Here is a 21,100-nt window from a genome sequence, read left to right as displayed (position 1 = left end):
CTGTCATGCCATGTCTCCATTCTACATCAGACTGGCATTTTCCCAGTGCAAAAGGCTCCCGCCACATCCGGCAGGAGCCTTTCCATTTCTTAATATAATTCTGCGATATGTTCAGTACTACAGCTGCAGCACCCCGAAGATCACCGCTGTCAGCACGACCACCGCGTTGGTCACGGTCTGGATGGGCACTGCCTTCTTGCAGAAGTGCTGTACCTCCGTCTCCGTCAGCGCGCAGCCAGTGTATGTGGATGAGTTGGTCGGCGTGGAGCTGGTAGCCAGTGACAGGTTGCAGACAAAGGGTGCGATGACTGCCACGGCCGGGATCCCAAAGCCTGCCCCGATGGAAATGAAGATCGGGTACAGTGCGTTAAAGATCTGGAAGGGGATCACGTATATGATCACCACGCACAGGAGCAGCAGGATGATGTGGATGTAGCGGAGCAGGAACTCAGGGCAGAACTGCATGAGCGCGTCTGAGATAGCTCCCACCATTCCGGTGTTGTTGAACACAGCCTGATACACGTTGATGGCGATCAGCATGATGAGGATATTCAGGTACATGGGGCCCACCTTGGCGAATATCTCGCCAAAGTTCTTCGGGTAGTTGAGCATGGCGGTCACAACCGTGGCCACGATAAACACGAAGTAGGGCGCAATGCCGAACACGCCAAGGGCCACTAGGGCGATCACAAAGATGATCAGGTTGACCCAGAAGAGCTTCGGGCGAAGGTTCGGGTTCTCCTCCTTCTTCTCCTCAGCGGTCTCCACCTCAGCCACTGCCTGGAAGGTTCCCACACGTTTCTTGTGCTGCAGGCCAAAGTAGATCCACTGGAGGATGATGGCCGGGATGAAGCACAGGCCCCAGGGCATGGAGGCTGCCGCCAGCTCATTGGCGTCCAGCCCTGCGGAGGAGGCTGTGTAGGCCATGCCGATGCCCCACGGGATGAAGCACAGGGCGGACATAGCTGTCTGGGCGATGATGAAGGCCGCCTCCCTGTCAAAATCAAATCTCTTGTACAGAGGCACAAGGATGGGGAAGGTGATCAGGTAGGCAGGTGTGAAGTTACCTGTCAGGATGCTGAAGCCGCCGATCAGGGTGGTCAGGATCATGATCACGATGACGTTCATCTTGTGTCCCAGCTTTGTCGTCACTGCCGTTACGATAGTGTCAAACACGCCCGCCTCTGTCAGCATCTGGAAATACAGAAATGCGAACAGAAGCATGAAGCATGCCGACTGCATCATGGATGAAAGCTGCTCCACAACAAAGGTGCTGGTCTCCTCCACGCTGTGTCCCAGGATGAGGGCACAGACAATGGGCACGATGAGAAGCACAAAGTTAAAGGGAACCTTTTTCGTTATAACTGTGGCCACCACGATCAAGATCAGAATAATGGCCATTAACAATATTGTATTCATTTTCTACCGCCCCTCCTGTTTATCTGCCGGTATGTTTCCGGATAAATCCTTCCACAATATCCATATTTTTCTCTGTCCAGAAAGCAATATCCCCGTGGCCCGCGTTTTCCACAAGGTACAGGGTCACGTCCTTGCCCTCCTCCAGAAATTTCTTGTACAGCCGCACGCTCTGATTGTAGGAGACCATATCGTCCGCGATCCCGTGCATCATCAGGATCGGCGGGATCTCTTTGTCTGCCCTGACATAGTTTGTCAGGATGACCGGGCCTGAGAGCTCCGGGTGCTCGTACACATTGTTGCCGCCGATGAGCATGCCCTCCGGGCTGTCCGCCTCGCCCTGGTTGGGAGTGGTGGGGAAATCGCCCTTCTGGCAGATATCGGTCACGCCGTAGAGATCCACGATGGCCTTCACGCCGCAGGACACCTCCGGGTAGATCCCCCCGTCCAGGCAGTCGTCATCTGCGGTGAGTCCTGCTGCCAGAGCCGTGTGTCCGCCGCTTGAGTCACCCATGATCACAATGTTCTCCGGATCAATGTGGTACTCCTCTGCGTGCATCCTGAGGAAGCGCACGCCCGTCTTGGCGTCCTCCACCGGCGCCGGGTAGGAAGCCAGAGAGCTCTCTCTGTACTGGAGGATGGCCGTCACATAGCCCCGCTGGGCCAGCCTTGCCATCACACCCAGGCGCTTGTAGTTGTCCTGCTTCATCCAGGCAGATCCCTGTACATACAGGACTGCCGGGTAGGTGTAGCCTTTGTCCGGCTTCATCTCCGGCACGATCATCTGCAGAGTGCGCTGTATGCCGTCCTTTTCCATGTAGCACACATCATGCTTGTAGATACCGTATACCTCTGTGCCGTCCGCCTCCAGATAATGCACGTCCTCCATAGTGGGGAGCGCCGCCTTGAAGGCTTCAAAATCCATGCTTTTTACTTCTTCGCGCGTCATTTTCTCCATTCCTTTCTCTTCATATTTTTCTTTTCTTATGTCTCTCTTTTGTGTCGCACCTTCTTGATATTGTTAATTTTATAACTATCTCCAGCTTTCATGTCAATCCGTTTTCCATTCTCATAATCTATAGAATTTCGCTTAAACCGAAAATTTTTGTTTGTATTTTCTATAATTTCACAATTTCTTCCCCTCCCTGCGTCTTGTTTTATTCACAAAAAAACACAACCTGGAAGTAACTTCCAGGTTGTGTCCTGTCCGCTCTGACCGGAAAAGGAGTCCCTATTTCTCTTCAAGAGGAATAAAGATCTTGAAATAATTCCAGTCGTTCCCGTTCTCGTCAAAGGTGATCTTCAGCCGGATCCCAAAGGCCTCCGATGGCGTGCCGGGCCAAAGCAGTCTGTAATAGCGGCCGATCTCCTCCGCCATGGTCCCGTCCGACACATAGGGGCCGGTGATCTTCAGATAGATCACAAAGGCTCTGCCTGCCGGGACATAGCGGTAGCCCTTCTTCTCCCGGATCCACTCCCGGTCCTCCCCGGGAAAGATGCCCATGCCCCAGGAGTAGCCTCTCTTTTCCCCCCGCAGGTACTCCCTCTCCATGTGCACAGTGGTCTTGCTCACAGGCAGAAGGGTGGACAGGTTGAGCCCGTCCGCCTCCAGATAGTCTCCGCCGTCATAGTCCAGCTCCTTTGTCTGGGAGCGGAAATAGAAATCTCCACACTCCTCTATATACCATTTTCCCAGGCGTCCTTCCAGCTCCCGGATCTCCCTGCGGAAAATCTCCAGCCTTCTCTTCTGCTCTGTAAGGGCACGGATCTCCTCCTCGATCTGGCTCTCCCGCTCATCCAGAAGCTCATCCAGCCGCCGGTCGCCGGCCTCCTTGACCAGCTCCTTTGTCTCCTTCAGGGGAAAGCCCATATTTCTGTATTTCACACACTCGTAGATGTCCGTACAGATCCGCATGTCGTAGGACCGGTAGTTGGAGCTCTCCTTCCGGTTGGAGGAGAGAAGTCCGATCTTCTCATAATATTTAATTGTGTGGGCGGGGATGCCGGTAAATTTTGACAGCGTCCCTATGGTCTTCTCGCTCATTTCTCTTCCCTCTTACGAAATTCCCTTCATGGTCAGCTGGATCCGCTTTTTCTTCAGGTCCACACCCATGACCTTCACATCCACAATATCCCCTACGCTGACCACCTCCAGGGGATGCTTGATAAACTTCTTGTCCGTGATCTGGGAAATATGGACCAGCCCGTCCTGGTGCACGCCAATGTCCACGAACACACCGAAGTCAATGACGTTCCTGACAGTCCCCTTCAGGACCATGCCCTCCTTCAGATCCTTCATCTCCAGCACATCCGTGCGCAGGATGGGCTTTGGCATCTCGTCCCTGGGATCCCGTCCCGGCTTCTCCAGCTCCTTCACGATGTCCCGCAGGGTAGGCTCGCCGATGCCAAGCTCCCCGGCCAGCTTCCCGTAGTCCCGGATGGTGAGGGACAGACCGGTCAGCCTTCCCCCGGCCACATCCTCCGGTGTGAAGCCCTGCCGGCTCAGCAGCTCCCCGGCCGCCTGATAGGTCTCGGGGTGGACCGCCGTTGCGTCCAGGGGATTGTCCCCTCCTGTAATACGCATAAATCCGGCGCTCTGCTCAAAGGCCTTTGGCCCCAGCTTCGGCACCTTCAAAAGCTGCCTTCTGTCCGTAAACCGGCCGTTTTCCTCCCGGTAGGCCACAATATTCTTCGCGATAGCGCCGCTGATGCCTGATATATAGGCAAGAAGCGGCGCAGAGGCCGTGTTCAGATCCACGCCCACTCTGTTCACGCAGTCCTCTACCACACCGGAGAGGGCGTCGCTCAGCTTCTTCTGGTTCATGTCGTGCTGGTACTGGCCCACGCCGATAGACCTGGGATCGATCTTCACCAGCTCCGCCAGCGGATCCTGGAGTCTCCTGGCGATGGAGGCGGCGCTCCTCTGCCCCACATCGAACCTGGGGAACTCCTCGGAGGCCAGCTTGCTGGCCGAGTACACAGAGGCGCCAGCCTCGCTGACAATGACGTACTCCACCTTCTGGGGGATTTCCTTCAGAAGCTCCACGATAAACTGCTCCGACTCCCTGGAGGCGGTGCCGTTCCCCAGGGAGATCAGGGAGATATTGTACTTGGGGATGATCTTTTTCAGCAGATCCTTGGAAGCCTTTATCTTCTGGGGCGTGGTAGGCGCCGTGGGATAGATCACCGTAGTGCCGATAACCTTGCCTGTCGGATCCACCACCGCCAGCTTGCAGCCCGTCCGAAAGGCCGGATCCCAGCCAAGCACCGTACGTCCTGCGATAGGCGGCTGCATGAGGAGCTGTTCCAGGTTCTTCCCGAACACCCGGATGGCCCCGTCCTCCGCGCTCTCTGTCAGCTCGCTTCGTATCTCCCTCTCGATAGCAGGGGCGATGAGCCTCTTATAGCTGTCCTCCACCGCTTCCCTAAGCACCGGGGAGGTGTAGGGGTTGTCCCTGTGTATGGTCTTCTTCTCCAGATACCGGAGGATGTCCTCCTGGGGCGCCTCGATCTTCACGGTGAGGAATTTTTCCTTCTCCCCCCTGTTGATGGCCAGGATCCGGTGCCCCGCCAGCTTTGTCACCGGCTCCTCGAAGTCATAGTACATCTCGTACACAGACTCCGCCTCCTCGTCCTTCGCCTTTGACACCAGCCTGCCCTTCTGCCTTGTCAGCTTCCGGATATGGCTTCTGTAGTCCGCGTCGTCAGAAATATTTTCTGCGATGATGTCCCTGGCCCCGGCGATGGCCTCCTCCGGGGAAGCCACCTCCTTTTCCGGATCCACATACTTTTGCGCCTCCCTCTCCAGAGGCTCCTTTGCGCTCTGCAGACTGATGAAGGCCGCCAGGGGCTCAAGCCCTCTCTCCTTGGCGATGATGGCCCTGGTCCTTCTCTTTGGCCGGTAGGGGCGGTACAGATCCTCCACCTCCACCATGGTCTGCGCGGAGAGGATCTGCTTTTTCAGCTCCTCCGTCAGCTTGCCCTGCTCCTCGATGGTGGACAGGACCTGCTGCTTTTTCTCCTCCAGCCCCCGCAGATACTGGAGCCTCTCGTGGAGAGTCCTAAGCTGGGTGTCGTCCAGGGTGCCGGTGGCCTCCTTTCTGTAACGCGCGATAAAAGGGATGGTGTTCCCCTCATCGATCAGCTTTACAGCGGCATCCACCTGCCATCTCTTCACTCCCAGTTCCTCTGTGATCTTCTGATTAATGTCCATTCTCCTGCTATTCCTCATTTCCTATCATATATCAGTCAAAGCTGCCCGGCGCCAGCCCCAGGGGAACCGGCCCGTCAGGCATGTATAATATGTATTATACCGGAAACAGGACAGACGCGCAACGAGAGACAAAATACCGAGTTCACTCTGTTTTCTTGAAACTGCCCCGGAAATATGCTATGATACAAAAAAGAAACAGTATCACACAAAGGGGATTTATTAATATGGGAGAAACACAGGAATTATCCAGACAGCAGCAGAAGTCAAAGGAGACAAAGGACCGGATCTTCCAGGCCGCAAAGACCATCCTTCGCAAGAAGGGCTACGAGGGGCTGTCCATCAAAAATATATGCGAGGAGGCCGGCGTGTCCAATGGCAGCTTCTACCACCACTTCAAGACAAAGGACGACCTTCTGTCCTACTACATCGAGGAGCAGCCCAGCGTGGACGCGGACTGCCTGGATCTGCCCGCCAACGCGGAGGAGGCCAAGACAGCCATCATACACGTCTATCTGAATTACGTGAAATACTGCCGGGAGCTGGGCCTGGACTTTGTGTCCAACTACTACACGCCAAAAAACCAGTCCCTGAACCCGGACATCCGGACCGAGCGCCCCTACCCCATCGTCACGGTTCAGAATTATCTGCAGCGGGCCCTGGAGGCCGGCGCGATCCAGCTGAAGTATCCTCTCGAGGCAGTCACAAGCGACATCCGCACCATTGTCATCGGCGTGGTGTTCGACTGGTGCCTGAAGATAGGGAAATCTGACTTTGAGGGCAATATGCGCCGTCTTCTCACCACCTACCTGGATGGACTTTTCTGAAATGCATAGTACATAATCCGGCCCCGGCTCCTCATGGCAGCCGGGGCTCTTGCTTTCCCCTGATCCCCGTGATATGATGGGGGCAGACGCCGGCACAGAACACGAAAAGTGCCGGGCAAAGGAGTTATCGATTATGCTGATCATCAGAACAATGGAGAAAAAAGACGAGGCAGTCATCCTGGAAATGATGAAGGACTTTTACAACAGTCCCGCCTGCCTTCACACAGTCCCGGAAGAGAACTTCCGGCGTACACTGGCAGAGGCCGTGGCAGGAAACCCCTGCGTCAGAGTCCTGATCCTGGAGGAACAGGAAGCCAATGACCCACAGGCGGAAGCTGTCACCCTGGGCTATGCCCATTTCACCGTTTCCTGGAACAACGAGGCCGGCGGAGAGCAGATCTGGTTTGACGAGCTGTATCTGAAAGCCGAGGCCAGGGGAAAGGGCTGCGGCACAAAGGTCTTCCGGTGGATCGAGGAGCACTATCCGGATGTAAAGCGTATCCGTCTGGAGGTCACAAAGGAGAACACCCGGGCTATCTCCCTGTACGAGAGGCTGGGATACGGGGAACTCCCCTACTATCAGATGTGCAAGGACTTTTAGTAACACAGGAGCAGGCGCCCTCTTTGGGGGAGGACGCCTGCTCCTTTCTGTCCCTTCCGGCAGATCTGCCACATATTAAATGTACAGCTCGCACTCCTTCCTCTCAGAGCACGTTTTTTTCAGCATAGCGCCCACCGCGGCCAGCATGACGCCGCTCACCTTCCGGGCGGAGTGAGGACAGACGGATACGCAGCGCATGCAGGAAATACAGGCCTTGCTGTCCACGTTTTTGGGGTCATTCTTATCAATGGCCTGCACCGGACATTTCGCAGCGCACAGGCCGCATTTCACGCAGTCCTTTGTGGGCTTCGGCGTCATGCCGGCTCCGCCCTCCTTCTTGTAGGGGCGATTGCCCGGAACCGCCGGCTCTGAGGCGTCTCCTGCGTCCAGCTTCTCCCGGATCTTCCCTCCAAAGCCCTGCAGCTGCTCCTTGTCCTGTGCATCCGGACGGCCCGCCGCGAACTGCCGGGCAATGGAGTGCTCCGCCACAGCGGCCACCGCGGCTGTCACGCGAAAGCCCGCCTGCTTTGCGATATCCTGCAGTTCAACCAGGGTATCCTCGTAAGCCCGGTTGCCGTACACGCAGACAAGAACCGCTCTTGCGCCATTCCCTCTGATGGCCCCAAGTCTCCCGGCCGCTGTCCCCGGCACACGTCCGCCGTAGGACGGAACTGCGATCACCGCCACATCCTCTTCCTCCAGAGAAATGCCGGAGAAATCTGCCCTGCTGTCTGTCAGATCCACGCTCTCTGTCTCTTTGGCCAGCTCTCCCGCCAGAATATCCGCTGCCTTCTTCGTTCCTCCTGTGGGGCTGAAGCAAATCTCATAAAGTTTCATCTCACATCTCCTCCTGTCAATCTCTTACACTTGCAAATCCGCTTCAAAATGTATAAAATAGGATAATGTAAATTGAACATTTACATCTTTGTACAGTATAGCACAGGCCAGATGTAAAATCAACATTTACATCCCCCCTGTCCCTGTTACAGGAAGCTATATGAATGCCAATGAACAACACCGTTTTAATTATGGAGAGAGGATGGAAAGATGCAGATCAGCATGAAATGCTCCGTGGCAGTACACTGCCTGATTTTTATATATGAAGCGAAGGGAAAGGCCAGGGTGACAAGCACTCTGCTCTCCCAGAGCACAGGCTGCAACCCGGTGGTGATCCGCAATGTGTTCAGCGCCCTGAAGAAAGCCGGGATCATCACCGTCGCCCGGGGTGCCGGAGGCGCCGAGCTTTGCATGTCCCCCGCCGACATCACACTATACATGATCTACCAGGCTCTTGAGCCGGACGGCCTCTCCTCCCTCATCGGGATCCATCCCTGCGCGGACCGGAAATGTCCGGTCGCCCAGAACATCCACCTGGTTCTGCAGGGTCCCTACCAGGAGATTGAGGAAGCTATAAAAAAGACAATGAAGGGAATCACCCTGGAGTCCATGATCGAGGATTTTCACAGGAGGGTGGAGGAGCCGGACTCCTGATCCTCCCGCACCTCCGCTGTGATCCCCCTGTGCTCCACAGAGGTGGAGAACACGATCAGCGTCTTGGTCCGCCCAAAGCGCTGCAGCTCCCCGATAAACTGATCCAGCTCCACTGTGCTGGGGAAGAGCACCTCCAACACCATGGAATAGTCCCCGGTGACGCAGTTGCACTCGATCACATTGGGACAGGCCTTCGCAAAGGGATAAAATTCCTTTTTGTCCTCAGGCACCACCTCCAGATTGATCAGCGCCTTGATGTGATACCCCAGAGCGACCGGGTCGATCTGGGCGTGGTAGCCAGTGATAAATCCTTTTTCCTCCATCTTCTCTATTCTGGCGGACACGGCCGGCGTGGAGAGGTAGACCTTATTGGCTATCTCCTTCAGGGGCGTCTTCGCGTTCTCCTGCAGAATGTCCAAAATCACCTTGTCTATTGCGTCCAGCTTGTCATTTTTCATGCGCTCTCCTCCTGTTCTCTGTCCTGCCGTCAGCATACAGCCGGGATCTTCCCCGCAAAATAAAAAAGGCGTATCCGCACTTCCCCCGCGGACACACCCTTGCGTCTCAAATTCATGTTGCTGTCAGATTTTATATTTTTATACGCCAAGCATAGCACCGGCGCGCTCTCCTGTCAATCGGGCTTTGATTTTAAGCTCCACCTTTCAGGTTTAATTTTTTTAAGTATCAAGCGTCAGATTGTTTCAAAGTAAAACATTTTCAGTAAAAAAAGTAAATCTTTCTCGTTGTTTTCTCCCCCCATTGACTCCTGATTTTCAAAGTCTTACCATTTTTTTCAGTTGATGCGCAGCAGCAAAAAGCAGTGAAGGAGAAAAAACATGTCACATACATACGATCCCTATACCAATGTAATCGACACCATGACCAAGGCAATGGAGCTGGGACACATCGACCAGTCCATGTTTGAGATCCTGAAAAATCCCCAGCGGGAAATCAAGGTATATCTACCTGTAGAAATGGACGACGGCACGGTCCGGGTCTTCGAGGGATACCGGGTACAGCACTCCAATATCCGCGGCCCCTTTAAGGGCGGCATCCGCTATCACCAGAACTGCGATTTAAATGAGGTGAAGGCCCTGGCAACATGGATGACCCTGAAGTGCGCGGTCGCCGACATTCCCTACGGCGGCGCCAAGGGCGGCATCCAGGTGGATCCCCACACCCTCTCCAGAAGAGAGCTGAGAAACCTGACCCGGCGGTACACCTTTGCCATCGCCCCCATCATCGGGTCCGACACAGACATCCCCGCTCCCGACGTGAACACCAATCCCCAGACCATGGCCTGGCTGCTGGACACCTACAGTCAGCTGAAAGGGCATCCCTGTCCCGGCGTGGTGACCGGCAAGCCTGTGGAACTGGGCGGCTCAAAGGGAAGGAATTCCGCCACCGGCCGGGGCGTGGTCATCAGCACCAAGCTCCTCCTGGCACAGCAGGGACGCGGACTTGCCGGTACCACCGTCGCCATCCAGGGGATGGGAAATGTGGGCGCCAATGCGGCCCGCATCTTCTACCACAGGGGCGTGAAAGTGATCGCCATCAGCGACATCTCCGGCGGTCTCTACTGCGAGGATGGACTGGATATCGACACCATCTCTGTCTTTCTGGATCAGGAGGGCGCTCTTCTGAAGGATTACAGCGCGCCGGGCATCCGGCATATCTCCAACGAGGAGATCCTGACCTGCAAGTGCGATGTGCTCGTTCCCGCCGCCCTGGAAAATCAGATCACAGCGGAAAATGCCGGCAAACTGAACTGCTCCTTCATCGTGGAGGCCGCCAACGGCCCTACCACCGAGGAGGCGGACGCCATCCTGGAAAAGCGGGGCATCACCCTCATACCGGATATCTTCGCCAACAGCGGCGGCGTCATCGTCTCCTACTTTGAGTGGGTGCAGAACATCCAGGAGCTGACCTGGGACCGTGACCAGGTAAACGAAATGCTGGAAAAGCTCATGACCCGATCCTTCCAGAGCCTTCTGGACGTTGTGGATGAGTGTCACTGCACGCTCCGCATGGCGGCCTACATCGTGGCCCTGCGGAAGCTGGTCACAGCAGAAAAGATGAAGGGGATCTTTCCGTAAAAAGATCCCCTTCATCTTTACCCGTCCTGTTTATCCTTCCGCGTACTTCCTGATGCTGGACGCATTGGTCAGCTTCTCCACCCCGTTCTCTCCGATCACCACCAGAGTCGGCGCGGACATGATCCGGTACTTCTTTGCCAGGTCTTTGTGCTCCTGGGCATCCACCACCCTGTACTCGATGTGGGCCTCCTCCAGCGCCTGCTTCGCGATGGCGCAGTTGGGGCAGGTCCTGGTAGTGAAGAGCAGCTTCACAGGGGCCGCCAAAGCTTCGTAATTCTCTCCCGCTGTCGTTTTTTCTTCCATCTCTCCCTGCATCTCATCCCCCTGGTCATGGGCGTGGAAATGAGAGTGGCTCAGGTCGTAGACCTTTCTGTCCCTGAACTCCTGGGCTTTTCCGTCGTTCCAATTCTGCACCGGGCGGTAGTAGCCGGTGATGCGGCTGTAGACCTCCGTCTTCTGTCCGCACTCCGGGCAGGTGTAGTGCTCGCCCGCAATGTAGCCGTGATCCTTACAGATGGAGTAGGTGGGGGACAGTGTATAGTAGGGGAGCTTATAGTTCTCCGCAATCTTTCGCACCAGGGCCGCCGCCGACTTCCAGGAGGGAAGCTTCTCTCCCAGGAAGGCGTGGAAGACGGTTCCCGAGGTGTACAGCGTCTGCAGCTCATCCTGGATGTCCAGGGCATCGAAAATGTCCTCTGTGTACCCCACCGGTAGATGGGTGCTGTTGGTGTAGTAGGGTGTCCCGTTCCCCTCCGCCGCTGTGATGATGTCCGGGAACTGCTCCACATCATGCTTGGCAAACCGGTAGGCCGTGGACTCCGCCGGGGTGGCCTCCAGGTTGTAGAGGTCGCCGTACTCCTCCTGGTAGCTTGACAGGCGCTCCCGCATGTGGTTCAGTACCCGCTTGGAAAATTCCTGGGTCTCCGGGTGGGTCATGTCCTTTCTGATCCACCTTGCGTTCAGCCCCGCTTCGTTCATGCCCACAAGGCCAATGGTGGAAAAATGGTTCTCAAAGGTGCCCAGATACCGCTTTGTGTAGGGGTAGAGCCCTCCCTCCAGGAGCTTTGTGATAACCGTTCTCTTCACGTGGAGGGATCTGGCGGAGATATCCATCAGGTGGTCCAGCCTCTCCATGAACTCCTCCTCATTCTCCGACTGGTAGGCAAGCCGTGGCATGTTGATGGTGACCACGCCCACAGAGCCTGTGCTCTCCCCGCTGCCGAAGAAGCCGCCGGATTTCTTGCGCAGCTCCCGCAGATCCAGGCGGAGACGGCAGCACATGCTGCGCACGTCGCTTGGCTCCATGTCGCTGTTGATGTAGTTGGAGAAATAGGGTGTGCCGTACTTGGACGTCATCTCAAAGAGAAGCCGGTTGTTCTCCGTGTCAGACCAGTCAAAGTCGCTGGTGATGGAGTAGGTGGGGATGGGATACTGGAAGCCCCTCCCGTGGGCGTCCCCCTCGATCATGATCTCAATGAACGCCTTGTTAATCATGTCCATCTCCTTTTTGCAGTCCCCGTAGGTGAAATCCATCTCCTTTCCGCCCACGATGGCCGGCAGGTTCGCCAGGTCGTCCGGCACCGTCCAGTCCAGGGTGATGTTGGAAAAAGGCGCCTGGGTTCCCCAGCGAGAGGGCGTATTGACACCGTAAATAAAGGACTCTATGCACTTTTTCACACCCTCGTAGTCCAGGTGATCCGTCTTTACAAAGGGCGCAAGGTAGGTGTCAAAGGAGGAAAATGCCTGGGCTCCGGCCCACTCGTTCTGCATGATGCCGAGGAAATTCACCATCTGGTTGCACAGCACGCTTAAGTGCTTTGCCGGGGAGGAGGAGATTTTTCCCGGAATTCCTCCCAGCCCCTCCTGGATCAGCTGTTTCAGGGACCAGCCCGCGCAGTAGCCGGTCAGCATGGACAGGTCGTGGATATGGATGTCCGCGTTCCTGTGGGCCTGTCCGATTTCCTCGTCGTAGATTTCCGAAAGCCAGTAGTTGGCTGTGATAGCTCCTGAATTGCTGAGGATGAGTCCCCCCACAGAGTAGGTGACCGTGGAGTTCTCCTTCACCCTCCAGTCGTTGATATTGACATAGTTATCCACGATCTCTTTGTAATTCAGCATGGTGGAATTCAGATTGCGGATCTTCTCCCTGTTCTTCCGGTAGAGAATGTAGGCCTTGGCCACATCCGCGTAGCCCGCCTGGACCAGCACCCGCTCCACACTGTCCTGGATCTCCTCCACCTGGACAAGGTCCTCTCTGATCTTCGGCTCAAAATCCGCCGTCACCTTCAGCGCCATCATGTCAATGATGGTGGGATGATACTGCTTCTTTTGTGCCTCAAAGGCCTTTGTGATGGCCGCGCTGATCTTGGCTATGTCAAAGTCCGCGATCTGGCCGTCTCTCTTTACAACCTGGTACATGTGACAACCTCCCCTTTTTATCTGTTTGGCTTCGCTCAATTTTTTCGTTCCGACCTCTTTATCATAGCATCACAGTCCAGCGCAGTCAACAAAAACAACAATATATTGTGTTGTATTTTCCCTGTCACGCACAATATATTGTTGTTATGTATTCTTTACGTAATAGTCACACTCCCCGGAGCTGCGCGGTTTTCACGTACTTTTTGACGATCTCCAGCGCCTGGAGGAGGATTTTTTTGTCGTAGGCGTGGAGGCCGGGAGCGAGTACATGCCCGGAGTCCACGAACTGCTGGAGGAAATACTGGTCTGCCCCCTCGATCCATTTTCCCATGGCCTCAAAGTCCGCTCTCTGGTGGAACTCACGCACTACTGTGGTGCGGAACTCATAGGGAATGTCGCCGCCCATGAGGAGGCGGATGCTCCTGTCAATCCGCTCCACATCACACAGGGGCGCCCCCGCAGTCCTTCCGTAGTGCTCCGGCGAGTTCTTCAGGTCCATGGCCACATAGTCCAGAAGTCCCTGCCCCGCCAGGTACTCCAGTCGGTCCGGCAGGCTCCCGTTGGTGTCCAGCTTGACGCAGTATCCGAGAGAGCGCACCTCCCGGATAAATTCCTCCAGATCCGGCTGCAGGAGGGGTTCTCCCCCGCTTATGCACACTCCCTCCAGTATGCCCTGCCGTTTTTTCAGGAACCGGAAAATCTCTTCCCCGGCTACAGTCTTCTCCGCCTCTCCTGTCACCAGATCCCTGTTGTGGCAGAAGGGGCACCGGAAATTGCATCCCCCGGTAAAAATCGTGCACGCCACCTTGCCCGGATAGTCCAGAAGGGTCAGCTTCTGTATGCCGCAAATGACCATGACCTGTCGCCTCCTCCTCATATTTATGCACTACTATAGCATATTTTTTTCAAATGAGGAATGACAAAAACCGGAATGAGGCTTATAATGGAGCGTATATCATGAAATGACTGAAGGAGGAGACTACATGGACAAAATCAGAAAACAGATCCTTCTCACACTTGAGACAAACAGCAGGATCGACCTAAGCGAGCTGGCCGTGCTTCTGGGCACCGATGAGGTGACCATCGCAAACGAGGTGGCGGCCATGGAAAAGGAACATATCATCTGCGGCTATCACACACTGATCGACTGGGACAGAGCGGGCGAATCCCTCGTCAACGCCCTCATCGAGGTGCGCGTCACCCCCCAGAGGGATCAGGGCTTTGACAAGGTAGCGGAGCGCATTTACAACTACCCGGAGGTCTCCGCCGTGTACCTCATATCCGGCGGCTACGACCTGCTTGTGACCATCGAGGGCCGCACCCTGCAGGAGATCTCACATTTTGTCTCCGGCAAGCTGTCCCCTATCGACGAGGTCATCAGCACTGCTACCTATTTTATTCTGAAAAAATACAAAGACCACGGAACCGTCCTGGCAAAACCATCTAAAGGAGAAAGGATGCTGATCACACCATGACAAGAAACCCATTATCTAAAAAAGCCACTGCCCTGGCTCCCTCCGGCATCCGGAAGTTTTTCGATATTGTGAGCGAGATGGAGGACGCCATCTCCCTGGGCGTAGGGGAGCCTGATTTTGACACCCCCTGGCGAGTCCGGGAGGAGGGTATCTACTCTCTGGAGAGAGGGCGCACCTTCTATACATCCAACGCGGGGCTCAAAGAGCTGAAGGTGGAGATCAGCCGGTACCTGGAGCGGACCATCCATGTAAACTACGATTACAACAGTGAGGTGCTGGTGACCGTGGGGGGAAGCGAGGCCATTGACCTGGCCTTTCGGGCTATGCTGGATCCCGGGGACGAGGTGCTCATCCCCCAGCCAAGCTATGTGTCCTACCTGCCCTGCGCCGTGCTGGCAGACGGAGTTCCTGTAACCATCCCCCTACAGCACAAAAACGCCTTCAAGCTGACACGGGAGGAACTGGAGACAGCCATCACACCCAGGACGAAGATCCTGGTCCTCCCCTTCCCCAACAACCCTACCGGCTCGGTCATGACCCGGGAGGATCTGGAGCCCATCGCGCAGGCTGTCATCGAGCACGACCTCTATGTAGTCTCCGATGAGATCTACTCTGAACTGACCTACAACGGAGCGCACTGCTCCATCGCATCTCTGCCGGGCATGCGGGACCGAACCCTGGTCATCAACGGCTTCTCCAAAGGCTTTGCCATGACCGGCTGGCGTCTGGGCTATGTCTGCGGACCCGCTCCCATCGTAGAGCAGATGACCAAGATCCACCAGTATGCCATCATGTGCGCTCCCACTACCAGCCAGTACGCAGCTGTGGAGGCTCTGCGAAACTGCGGCAAGGACGTGGAGCAGATGCGGGAGTCCTACAACCAGAGACGCCGCTTCCTTATGAACGAGTTCCGGAAGATGGGGATGGAGTGCTTTGAGCCCTATGGCGCCTTCTACGCCTTCCCCTCCATCCGGGAGTTCGGCATGACCTCCGAGGAATTTGCCACCCGCCTACTCCAGGAGGAAAAGGTGGCCGTCGTGCCGGGGACTGCCTTCGGCGACTGCGGAGAAGGGTTCCTCCGTATCTCCTACGCCTACTCTCTGGCGGATTTAAAGGAAGCCCTCGGACGGCTGGAGAAGTTCGTCAGCCGGCTGCGGGGATAATTTACACCCTCATCCTCCGCACAGACATCCGGAACAGGAAAAGTCCCGCCACAAACACAACCGCCAGCACGGACACGCCCAGGTTGGTGCTGCCCGTGATCTGGGACACCACGCCCACAAGGGTGGTGCCGATAAAGGACGCCCCCTTGCCGCAGATGTCCAGAAGGCCGAAGTACTCACCGGACTTTTCCGGTGGGATCAGCTTGGCAAAATGGGATCTGGACAGAGCCTGGATGCCGCCCTGGAAGAGTCCCACGCAGACCGCCAGGATCCAGAACTGGAACTGGCTCTCCATGAACAGGGCAAAGATGGCGATGCCTGTGTAGGCCAGGATACAGACTGTGATCAGGTTTGCAGAAGGATACTTCTTTGTCAGCTTTCCAAAGGCAATAGCCGATGGGAAGGCCACGATCTGGGTCACCAGGAGAGCCAGGAGGAGCCCGGTGGTGTCAAGTCCGAGAGCCGTCCCGTATGCCGTGGCCATGTCGATGATGGTGTAGACTCCATCAATGTAGAAAAAGTAAGCCACCAGGAAAATGAGGATCTTCCTGTCCTTTGCCAGCTCCTTCAGGGTGCGCCACAGCCGGCCAAAGCTCTCGCTGACCATGCCCGGCTCCTTCTCCACATAGTGGATCTGGCGGTATTTCCGCAGGAGCGGTGTGGTGGCCAGGAACCACCAGACCGCCACGATGAGGAAGGAGATCCCCATGGCTGTCCGCATGGAAATCCCAAGACTTCCCGCCCCCAGCACGATCCCCAGGCTGACGATAAAGGGGATGCAGCTTCCGATATAGCCCCAGGCATAGCCCTGGGAGGAGACATCGTCCAGCCTGTCCTTCTCTGTCACGTCGTGGAGCATGGAGTCGTAGAACACAAGGCTGGAGGAATATCCGATCTTGGCGATCACAAAGATGACCAGGAAGCTCAGCCAGGTGGCGGTGATGCCCATGGCCACGCACCCGATCACTCCCACCAGAAGGGTAGCCAGAAAGACCGGCTTCTTGTAGTTCTTCGTGTCCGCCACAGCGCCGAACACAGGCCCGATAAAAGCCACCGCCAGGGTGGCCACGGAGGCTGCGTACCCCCAGTAGGCCAGATATGTAACAGAGGACAGCCCCGCCTCCTCTGCCAGGTAGTTAAAATAGATGGGAATGATGGTGGACACAAGCAGGGTGAAGGCAGAGTTGCCCACGTCGTACAGGATCCACGCCTTTTCCAGGGATGTATATTTCTTCATTTTCCGTTCTCTCCTTTTGCACAGCGCGGTCCATGCCGCCCTGTTCTCATAAAATTACATCTATACAAGTATACCCCCGGTTTGTCAATTTGCAAACAGAAAAAAGTTAAGTTCCTGTAAAGTGTTTCTATTTTTTTACAGGTATGGTATAATGAATCAAATTTACGTACTGATTGTAAAGGGTGACACCTGAGCAAAAAGGCGCATTTACAAATGGACAAGCGGGAGTATTTTATACTTTTTTAGTCTGCGCCTCAGGGCGCGGACTATTTTTATGCCGCAAATGCCGGACAGGAGGACTATGGACACAGAAAGACTGATCGACAAACTGCACAGGGAGCGTGCCCTCTCCGGGGAGGAGTGGGTCCGGATCATTGACGGGCGCACCCCGGAGACAGCGGAGTATCTCTTTGGCCTGGCCCGGGAGGTGCGGCAGGCTGTCTACGGAAGGGATGTCTATATCCGGGGGCTCATTGAGTTCACCAACTACTGCCGGAACGACTGCTACTACTGCGGCATCCGAAGGAGCAATCCGCACGTCCGCCGCTACCGGCTTACCCTGGATCAGATCCTGGACTGCTGCCGTCGGGGCTACGAGCTGGGATTTCGCACCTTTGTGCTCCAGGGCGGTGAGGACAGCTGGTTCACAGACAAGCGGATAGTCTGTCTGATTCAGCGGATCAAGGCCGAATTTCCGGACTGTGCGCTGACCCTCTCCATCGGGGAGCGGGAGCACGACTCCTACCAGGCCTTTTTTGACGCCGGGGCGGACCGCTACCTGTTGCGCCACGAGACCAGCTGCAGCGAACACTACGCAAAGCTCCATCCGCCGGCCTTGAGCGCCGCTCACCGGAAGTCCTGCCTCCTGGATCTGAAGTCCATCGGCTATCAGGTGGGAGCCGGCTTTATGGTGGGCTCTCCCTTTCAGGAGACCCGTCACCTGGCGCAGGACATGCTCTTTTTGAAGGAGCTTGGGCCCCACATGGTGGGCATCGGCCCCTTCATCCCCCACAGGGACACTCCCTTTGCCAGGGAAAGGGCGGGCTCACTGGAGCTGACTCTGTACATGCTGGGCCTTCTGCGTCTCATGCTGCCGGATGTCCTTCTCCCCGCCACCACCGCCCTCGGCTCCATCCGAGACGGAGGGCGGGAGCTGGGCATTCTGGCAGGGGCCAACGTGGTCATGCCCAACCTGTCCCCCAGGGATCACAGGAAGGACTACTCCCTCTACGACAACAAGCTGAACACCGGCGCCGAGTCGGCAGAGGGACTGGCGGACCTGTCCCGGCGCGTGGAACAGACCGGCTGCCACGTGGCGGTCTGCCGGGGAGACTGGCGTCCCTGCCCTGATCAGGAGTAAATAAAACCCGCCCCACAGGGGAGGATTTACAGCAAGGAGGATTTTAAAAATGTATGATGTAAATTCCACACATCCGGACGACTTTATCAACCACCAGGAGATTTTGGAGACGCTGGCCTTTGCGGAGGAGAATAAACACAATGAGGCCCTCATAGACGAAATCCTGGAGAAAGCCAAAAAGAGAAAGGGCCTCTCCCACAGGGATGCCGCCGTTCTGCTGGACTGCGACATTGAGGAGAAGAACCAGGAGATCTATCGGCTGGCAGAGCAGATCAAGAAGGATTTCTACGGCAACCGCATCGTCATGTTTGCCCCCCTCTATCTGTCCAACTACTGCATCAATGGATGCACCTACTGCCCCTACCACCTGAAGAACAAGCACATCCCCCGCAAGCAGCTCTCACAGGAGGATATCCGGCGGGAGGTCATTGCCCTCCAGGATATGGGACACAAGCGCCTGGCCCTTGAGGCTGGCGAGGATCCGGTACGCAACACGATGGACTACTACCTGGACAGCATCAACACTGTCTACAGCATCAAACACAAAAACGGCGCTATCCGCAGAGTCAACATCAACATTGCCGCCACCACAGTGGACAACTACCGTCTCCTCAAGGAGGCCGGCATCGGCACCTACATCCTCTTCCAGGAGACCTACCACAAGGAAAGCTACCTTGAGCTCCACCCCACAGGCCCCAAGCACGACTATGACTACCACACCACAGCCATGGACCGGGCCATGGAGGGCGGGATCGATGACGTGGGCATCGGCGTCCTCTTCGGTCTGGATAAATACCGGTATGAGTTCACCGGCCTTCTCATGCACGCGGAGCACCTGGAGGCTGCCTTCGGCGTAGGCCCCCACACCATCAGCGTGCCCCGCCTGCGGGATGCGGACGACATCGATGCCAGCTCCTTCAAAAACGGCATTGACGACGAGACCTTTGCCAAGATAGTAGCCTGCATCCGCATTGCCGTTCCCTATACCGGCATGATCATTTCCACCCGGGAGAGCAAAAAGTGCAGGGAGAGGGTTCTCCACCTGGGCATCTCCCAGATCAGCGGCGGCTCCCGCACCAGCGTAGGCGGCTACTGCGAGCCGGAGCCGGAGGACGCACGGTCCGAGCAGTTCGACGTGATCGACAGCCGCACCCTGGACGAGGTGGTTCGCTGGCTCATGGAGATGGACTACATCCCCAGCTTCTGCACAGCCTGTTACCGGGAGGGCCGCACCGGCGACCGCTTCATGTCCCTGTGCAAGAGCGGACAGATCCAGAACTGCTGCCATCCCAACGCCCTCATGACACTGGAGGAGTACCTGATGGATTACGCCTCCCCGGAGACAAAGGCTATCGGCGACCGGCTCATTGACCGGGAGATCCAGAACGTGCCAAACCCCAAGGCCCGGGCCGTGGTGGAGGAAAATCTCCGCCTCATCCGCGAGAACAACCGGCGGGATTTCCGCTTCTGACCGGTTCCCTCAGCAACTGGAAACACTGACAGAAGAACCTTACAGGAGGAGAAATATGAGCTTAAACAACACCCCTTCCGCCGAGCGGACACACATCGGCATCTTCGGCCGGCGCAATGCCGGCAAATCCAGCCTCATCAACGCCCTCACCTCCCAGAGCCTGGCCATTGTATCGGACATCAAGGGCACCACCACCGACCCGGTGACAAAGGCCATGGAGCTGCTGCCCTTAGGGCCTGTGGTGCTCATCGACACGCCGGGCCTGGACGACACGGGAGAACTGGGGAAATTGCGCATCCAGAAGGCCTACCAGATGCTGAACAAGACCGACATCGCTGTCCTGGTGGTGGACGGCCCCGCCGGACTGACAGAGGAGGACCGGCAGATCCTTGCCCGGATCCAGGAGAAACACATTCCCTGCCTGGTCGCCGTGAACAAAGCGGATCTCCTCCCGGAGACAGCCGAAGCTTCTGCTGCCCTCAAAAACAACATAGCCAGTCAGGCAGAAGCCCCGTCAGGAACCGCTGTCTCTGCGCTGCCTGTCAGCGCGAAGACCGGCCAGGGGATACAGGAGCTGAAGGAGCGGATCGCTGCCCTGGCGCCAAAGGAAGATGAGAGCCGGCGCATCGTGGGAGACCTTCTCTCCCCCATGGATCTTGTCTGTCTCGTCATCCCCATCGACAAGGCTGCCCCCAAGGGCCGGCTCATCCTGCCCCAGCAGCAGACCATACGGGACATCCTGGACACAGGAGCTCTTGCCCTGGCGGTGCGGGACACGGAGCTTAAGGCGGCGCTGGAGGGAAAGGACGGAAAGCCGGGCCTGACGCCCAGCCTCGTCATCACCGACAGCCAGGCCTTCGCCTACGTCTCCTCGGTGGTGCCCCCGGAGATCCCCCTCACCTCCTTCTCCATCCTCTTTGCCCGGTACAAGGGCAATCTAAAAGCCCTGGCAGAAGGCGCCAGGGCTCTGGATACACTGAAAAAAGGAGACCATGTGCTGATCTGCGAGGGCTGCACCCACCACAGGCAGTGCGGGGACATCGGCACGGTCAAGCTGCCCGCCCTCATCCGGCGGCACACCGGCCTCACAGGTACGGAGGATCTGTCCTTCTCCTTCACAAGCGGGACGGAGTTCCCGGAGGATCTGTCCGGCTATCGGGTAATCATCCACTGCGGCGGCTGCATGCTGAACGAGCGGGAAATGAAATTCCGGATGGCCTGCGCAAAGGACACCGGCGTCCCCATGACCAACTACGGCATCGCCATCGCCCACATGAACGGGATACTGGAGCGGAGCCTGGCTCCCCTTGTTTAAATTAGCGTTGTCAACCAAAG

At 56.5% G+C, this 21,100-nt stretch carries 18 protein-coding genes; 9 read left to right on the top strand and 9 right to left on the bottom strand.

Going from position 1 to position 21,100, the window contains the following annotated elements; genetic code table 11:
* Positions 1-117: 117 nt before the first annotated feature.
* From NI21_RS0107600 to NI21_RS0107585, 4 genes are all read right to left on the bottom strand, one after another.
* A complete protein-coding gene (locus tag NI21_RS0107600) occupies positions 118-1,419 on the bottom strand; it encodes an SLC13 family permease (protein WP_033125647.1) in 1,302 nt (433 codons plus the stop codon).
* 19 nt (positions 1,420-1,438) lie between these two features.
* Positions 1,439-2,374 carry an alpha/beta hydrolase gene (locus NI21_RS0107595; protein ID WP_242842827.1) on the bottom strand — a complete coding sequence of 312 codons (936 nt, stop codon included), beginning with the start codon at positions 2,372-2,374 and terminating at the stop codon, positions 1,439-1,441.
* A 273-nt stretch (positions 2,375-2,647) separates the two neighbouring features.
* Positions 2,648-3,460: a MerR family transcriptional regulator gene (locus tag NI21_RS0107590; RefSeq protein WP_033125646.1), complete on the bottom strand. Its 813-nt coding sequence runs from the start codon at positions 3,458-3,460 to the stop codon at positions 2,648-2,650.
* Between the two features lie 12 nt (positions 3,461-3,472).
* Positions 3,473-5,629: a Tex family protein gene (locus NI21_RS0107585; protein WP_033125645.1), complete on the bottom strand. Its 2,157-nt coding sequence runs from the start codon at positions 5,627-5,629 to the stop codon at positions 3,473-3,475.
* Positions 5,630-5,853: 224 nt separating this feature from the next.
* Here NI21_RS0107585 and NI21_RS0107580 point away from each other — a divergent pair, with 224 nt between their 5' ends.
* Both NI21_RS0107580 and NI21_RS0107575 read left to right on the top strand, forming a co-directional pair.
* Entirely contained in the window at positions 5,854-6,453 is a 600-nt protein-coding gene (locus tag NI21_RS0107580; RefSeq protein WP_033125644.1) for a TetR/AcrR family transcriptional regulator, read from the top strand.
* A gap of 133 nt (positions 6,454-6,586) precedes the next feature.
* On the top strand, positions 6,587-7,054 hold the full coding sequence (locus NI21_RS0107575; protein WP_033125643.1) for a GNAT family N-acetyltransferase: 468 nt from the start codon (positions 6,587-6,589) through the stop codon (positions 7,052-7,054).
* Between the two features lie 75 nt (positions 7,055-7,129).
* On the opposite strand, the gene NI21_RS0107570 is transcribed toward NI21_RS0107575, so the two are convergent.
* Positions 7,130-7,891 carry a 4Fe-4S binding protein gene (locus NI21_RS0107570; RefSeq protein WP_033125642.1) on the bottom strand — a complete coding sequence of 254 codons (762 nt, stop codon included), beginning with the start codon at positions 7,889-7,891 and terminating at the stop codon, positions 7,130-7,132.
* 210 nt (positions 7,892-8,101) lie between these two features.
* On the opposite strand from NI21_RS0107570, the gene NI21_RS0107565 reads away from it, so the two are divergent.
* Positions 8,102-8,545, top strand: coding sequence for an Rrf2 family transcriptional regulator (locus NI21_RS0107565; RefSeq protein WP_033125641.1), 444 nt, complete (start codon positions 8,102-8,104; stop codon positions 8,543-8,545).
* On the opposite strand, the gene NI21_RS0107560 is transcribed toward NI21_RS0107565, so the two are convergent.
* Positions 8,515-8,988 (bottom strand): Lrp/AsnC family transcriptional regulator, encoded by a 474-nt coding sequence (locus NI21_RS0107560; protein WP_033125715.1) that lies wholly within the window; start codon positions 8,986-8,988, stop codon positions 8,515-8,517. The two genes, NI21_RS0107565 and NI21_RS0107560, sit on opposite strands and share 31 nt — an antisense overlap.
* Before the next feature lie 393 nt (positions 8,989-9,381).
* On the opposite strand from NI21_RS0107560, the gene NI21_RS0107555 reads away from it, so the two are divergent.
* Positions 9,382-10,641, top strand: coding sequence for a Glu/Leu/Phe/Val dehydrogenase (locus NI21_RS0107555; protein ID WP_033125640.1), 1,260 nt, complete (start codon positions 9,382-9,384; stop codon positions 10,639-10,641).
* Positions 10,642-10,671: 30 nt separating this feature from the next.
* On the opposite strand, the gene NI21_RS0107550 is transcribed toward NI21_RS0107555, so the two are convergent.
* Both NI21_RS0107550 and NI21_RS0107545 read right to left on the bottom strand, forming a co-directional pair.
* The gene (locus NI21_RS0107550) at positions 10,672-13,059 is read right to left on the bottom strand and encodes a ribonucleoside triphosphate reductase (protein WP_033125639.1); all 2,388 of its coding nucleotides are present in this window, start codon (positions 13,057-13,059) and stop codon (positions 10,672-10,674) included.
* Between the two features lie 166 nt (positions 13,060-13,225).
* On the bottom strand, positions 13,226-13,915 hold the full coding sequence (locus tag NI21_RS0107545) for an anaerobic ribonucleoside-triphosphate reductase activating protein (protein ID WP_033125638.1): 690 nt from the start codon (positions 13,913-13,915) through the stop codon (positions 13,226-13,228).
* 127 nt (positions 13,916-14,042) lie between these two features.
* Here NI21_RS0107545 and NI21_RS0107540 point away from each other — a divergent pair, with 127 nt between their 5' ends.
* Entirely contained in the window at positions 14,043-14,534 is a 492-nt protein-coding gene (locus NI21_RS0107540; RefSeq protein WP_033125637.1) for an Lrp/AsnC family transcriptional regulator, read from the top strand.
* Entirely contained in the window at positions 14,531-15,697 is a 1,167-nt protein-coding gene (locus NI21_RS0107535; RefSeq protein WP_033125636.1) for an aminotransferase class I/II-fold pyridoxal phosphate-dependent enzyme, read from the top strand. The genes NI21_RS0107540 and NI21_RS0107535 overlap by 4 nt, the downstream gene beginning before the upstream one ends.
* A 1-nt stretch (position 15,698) precedes the next feature.
* Here NI21_RS0107535 and NI21_RS0107530 read toward each other — a convergent pair whose 3' ends face one another.
* Positions 15,699-16,934 carry an MFS transporter gene (locus tag NI21_RS0107530; RefSeq protein ID WP_033125635.1) on the bottom strand — a complete coding sequence of 412 codons (1,236 nt, stop codon included), beginning with the start codon at positions 16,932-16,934 and terminating at the stop codon, positions 15,699-15,701.
* A gap of 301 nt (positions 16,935-17,235) precedes the next feature.
* On the opposite strand from NI21_RS0107530, the gene hydE reads away from it, so the two are divergent.
* From hydE to hydF, 3 genes are read left to right on the top strand one after another with little or no spacing between them, the layout of a single operon-like run.
* On the top strand, positions 17,236-18,294 hold the full coding sequence (hydE, locus tag NI21_RS0107525) for a [FeFe] hydrogenase H-cluster radical SAM maturase HydE (RefSeq protein ID WP_033125634.1): 1,059 nt from the start codon (positions 17,236-17,238) through the stop codon (positions 18,292-18,294).
* 49 nt (positions 18,295-18,343) lie between these two features.
* Entirely contained in the window at positions 18,344-19,765 is a 1,422-nt protein-coding gene (gene hydG, locus NI21_RS0107520; RefSeq protein ID WP_033125633.1) for a [FeFe] hydrogenase H-cluster radical SAM maturase HydG, read from the top strand.
* A 55-nt stretch (positions 19,766-19,820) separates the two neighbouring features.
* Entirely contained in the window at positions 19,821-21,080 is a 1,260-nt protein-coding gene (gene hydF, locus NI21_RS0107515; protein ID WP_033125632.1) for a [FeFe] hydrogenase H-cluster maturation GTPase HydF, read from the top strand.
* The last annotated feature ends 20 nt before the right edge of the window (positions 21,081-21,100 follow it).

This window comes from Eubacterium sp. ER2 (assembly GCF_000765215.1).
Lineage (GTDB): Bacteria > Bacillota > Clostridia > Lachnospirales > Lachnospiraceae > Claveliimonas > Claveliimonas intestinigallinarum.
Note: the sequence above shows the minus strand (reverse complement) of the source record. Positions and strands in the feature narration are given on the sequence as shown.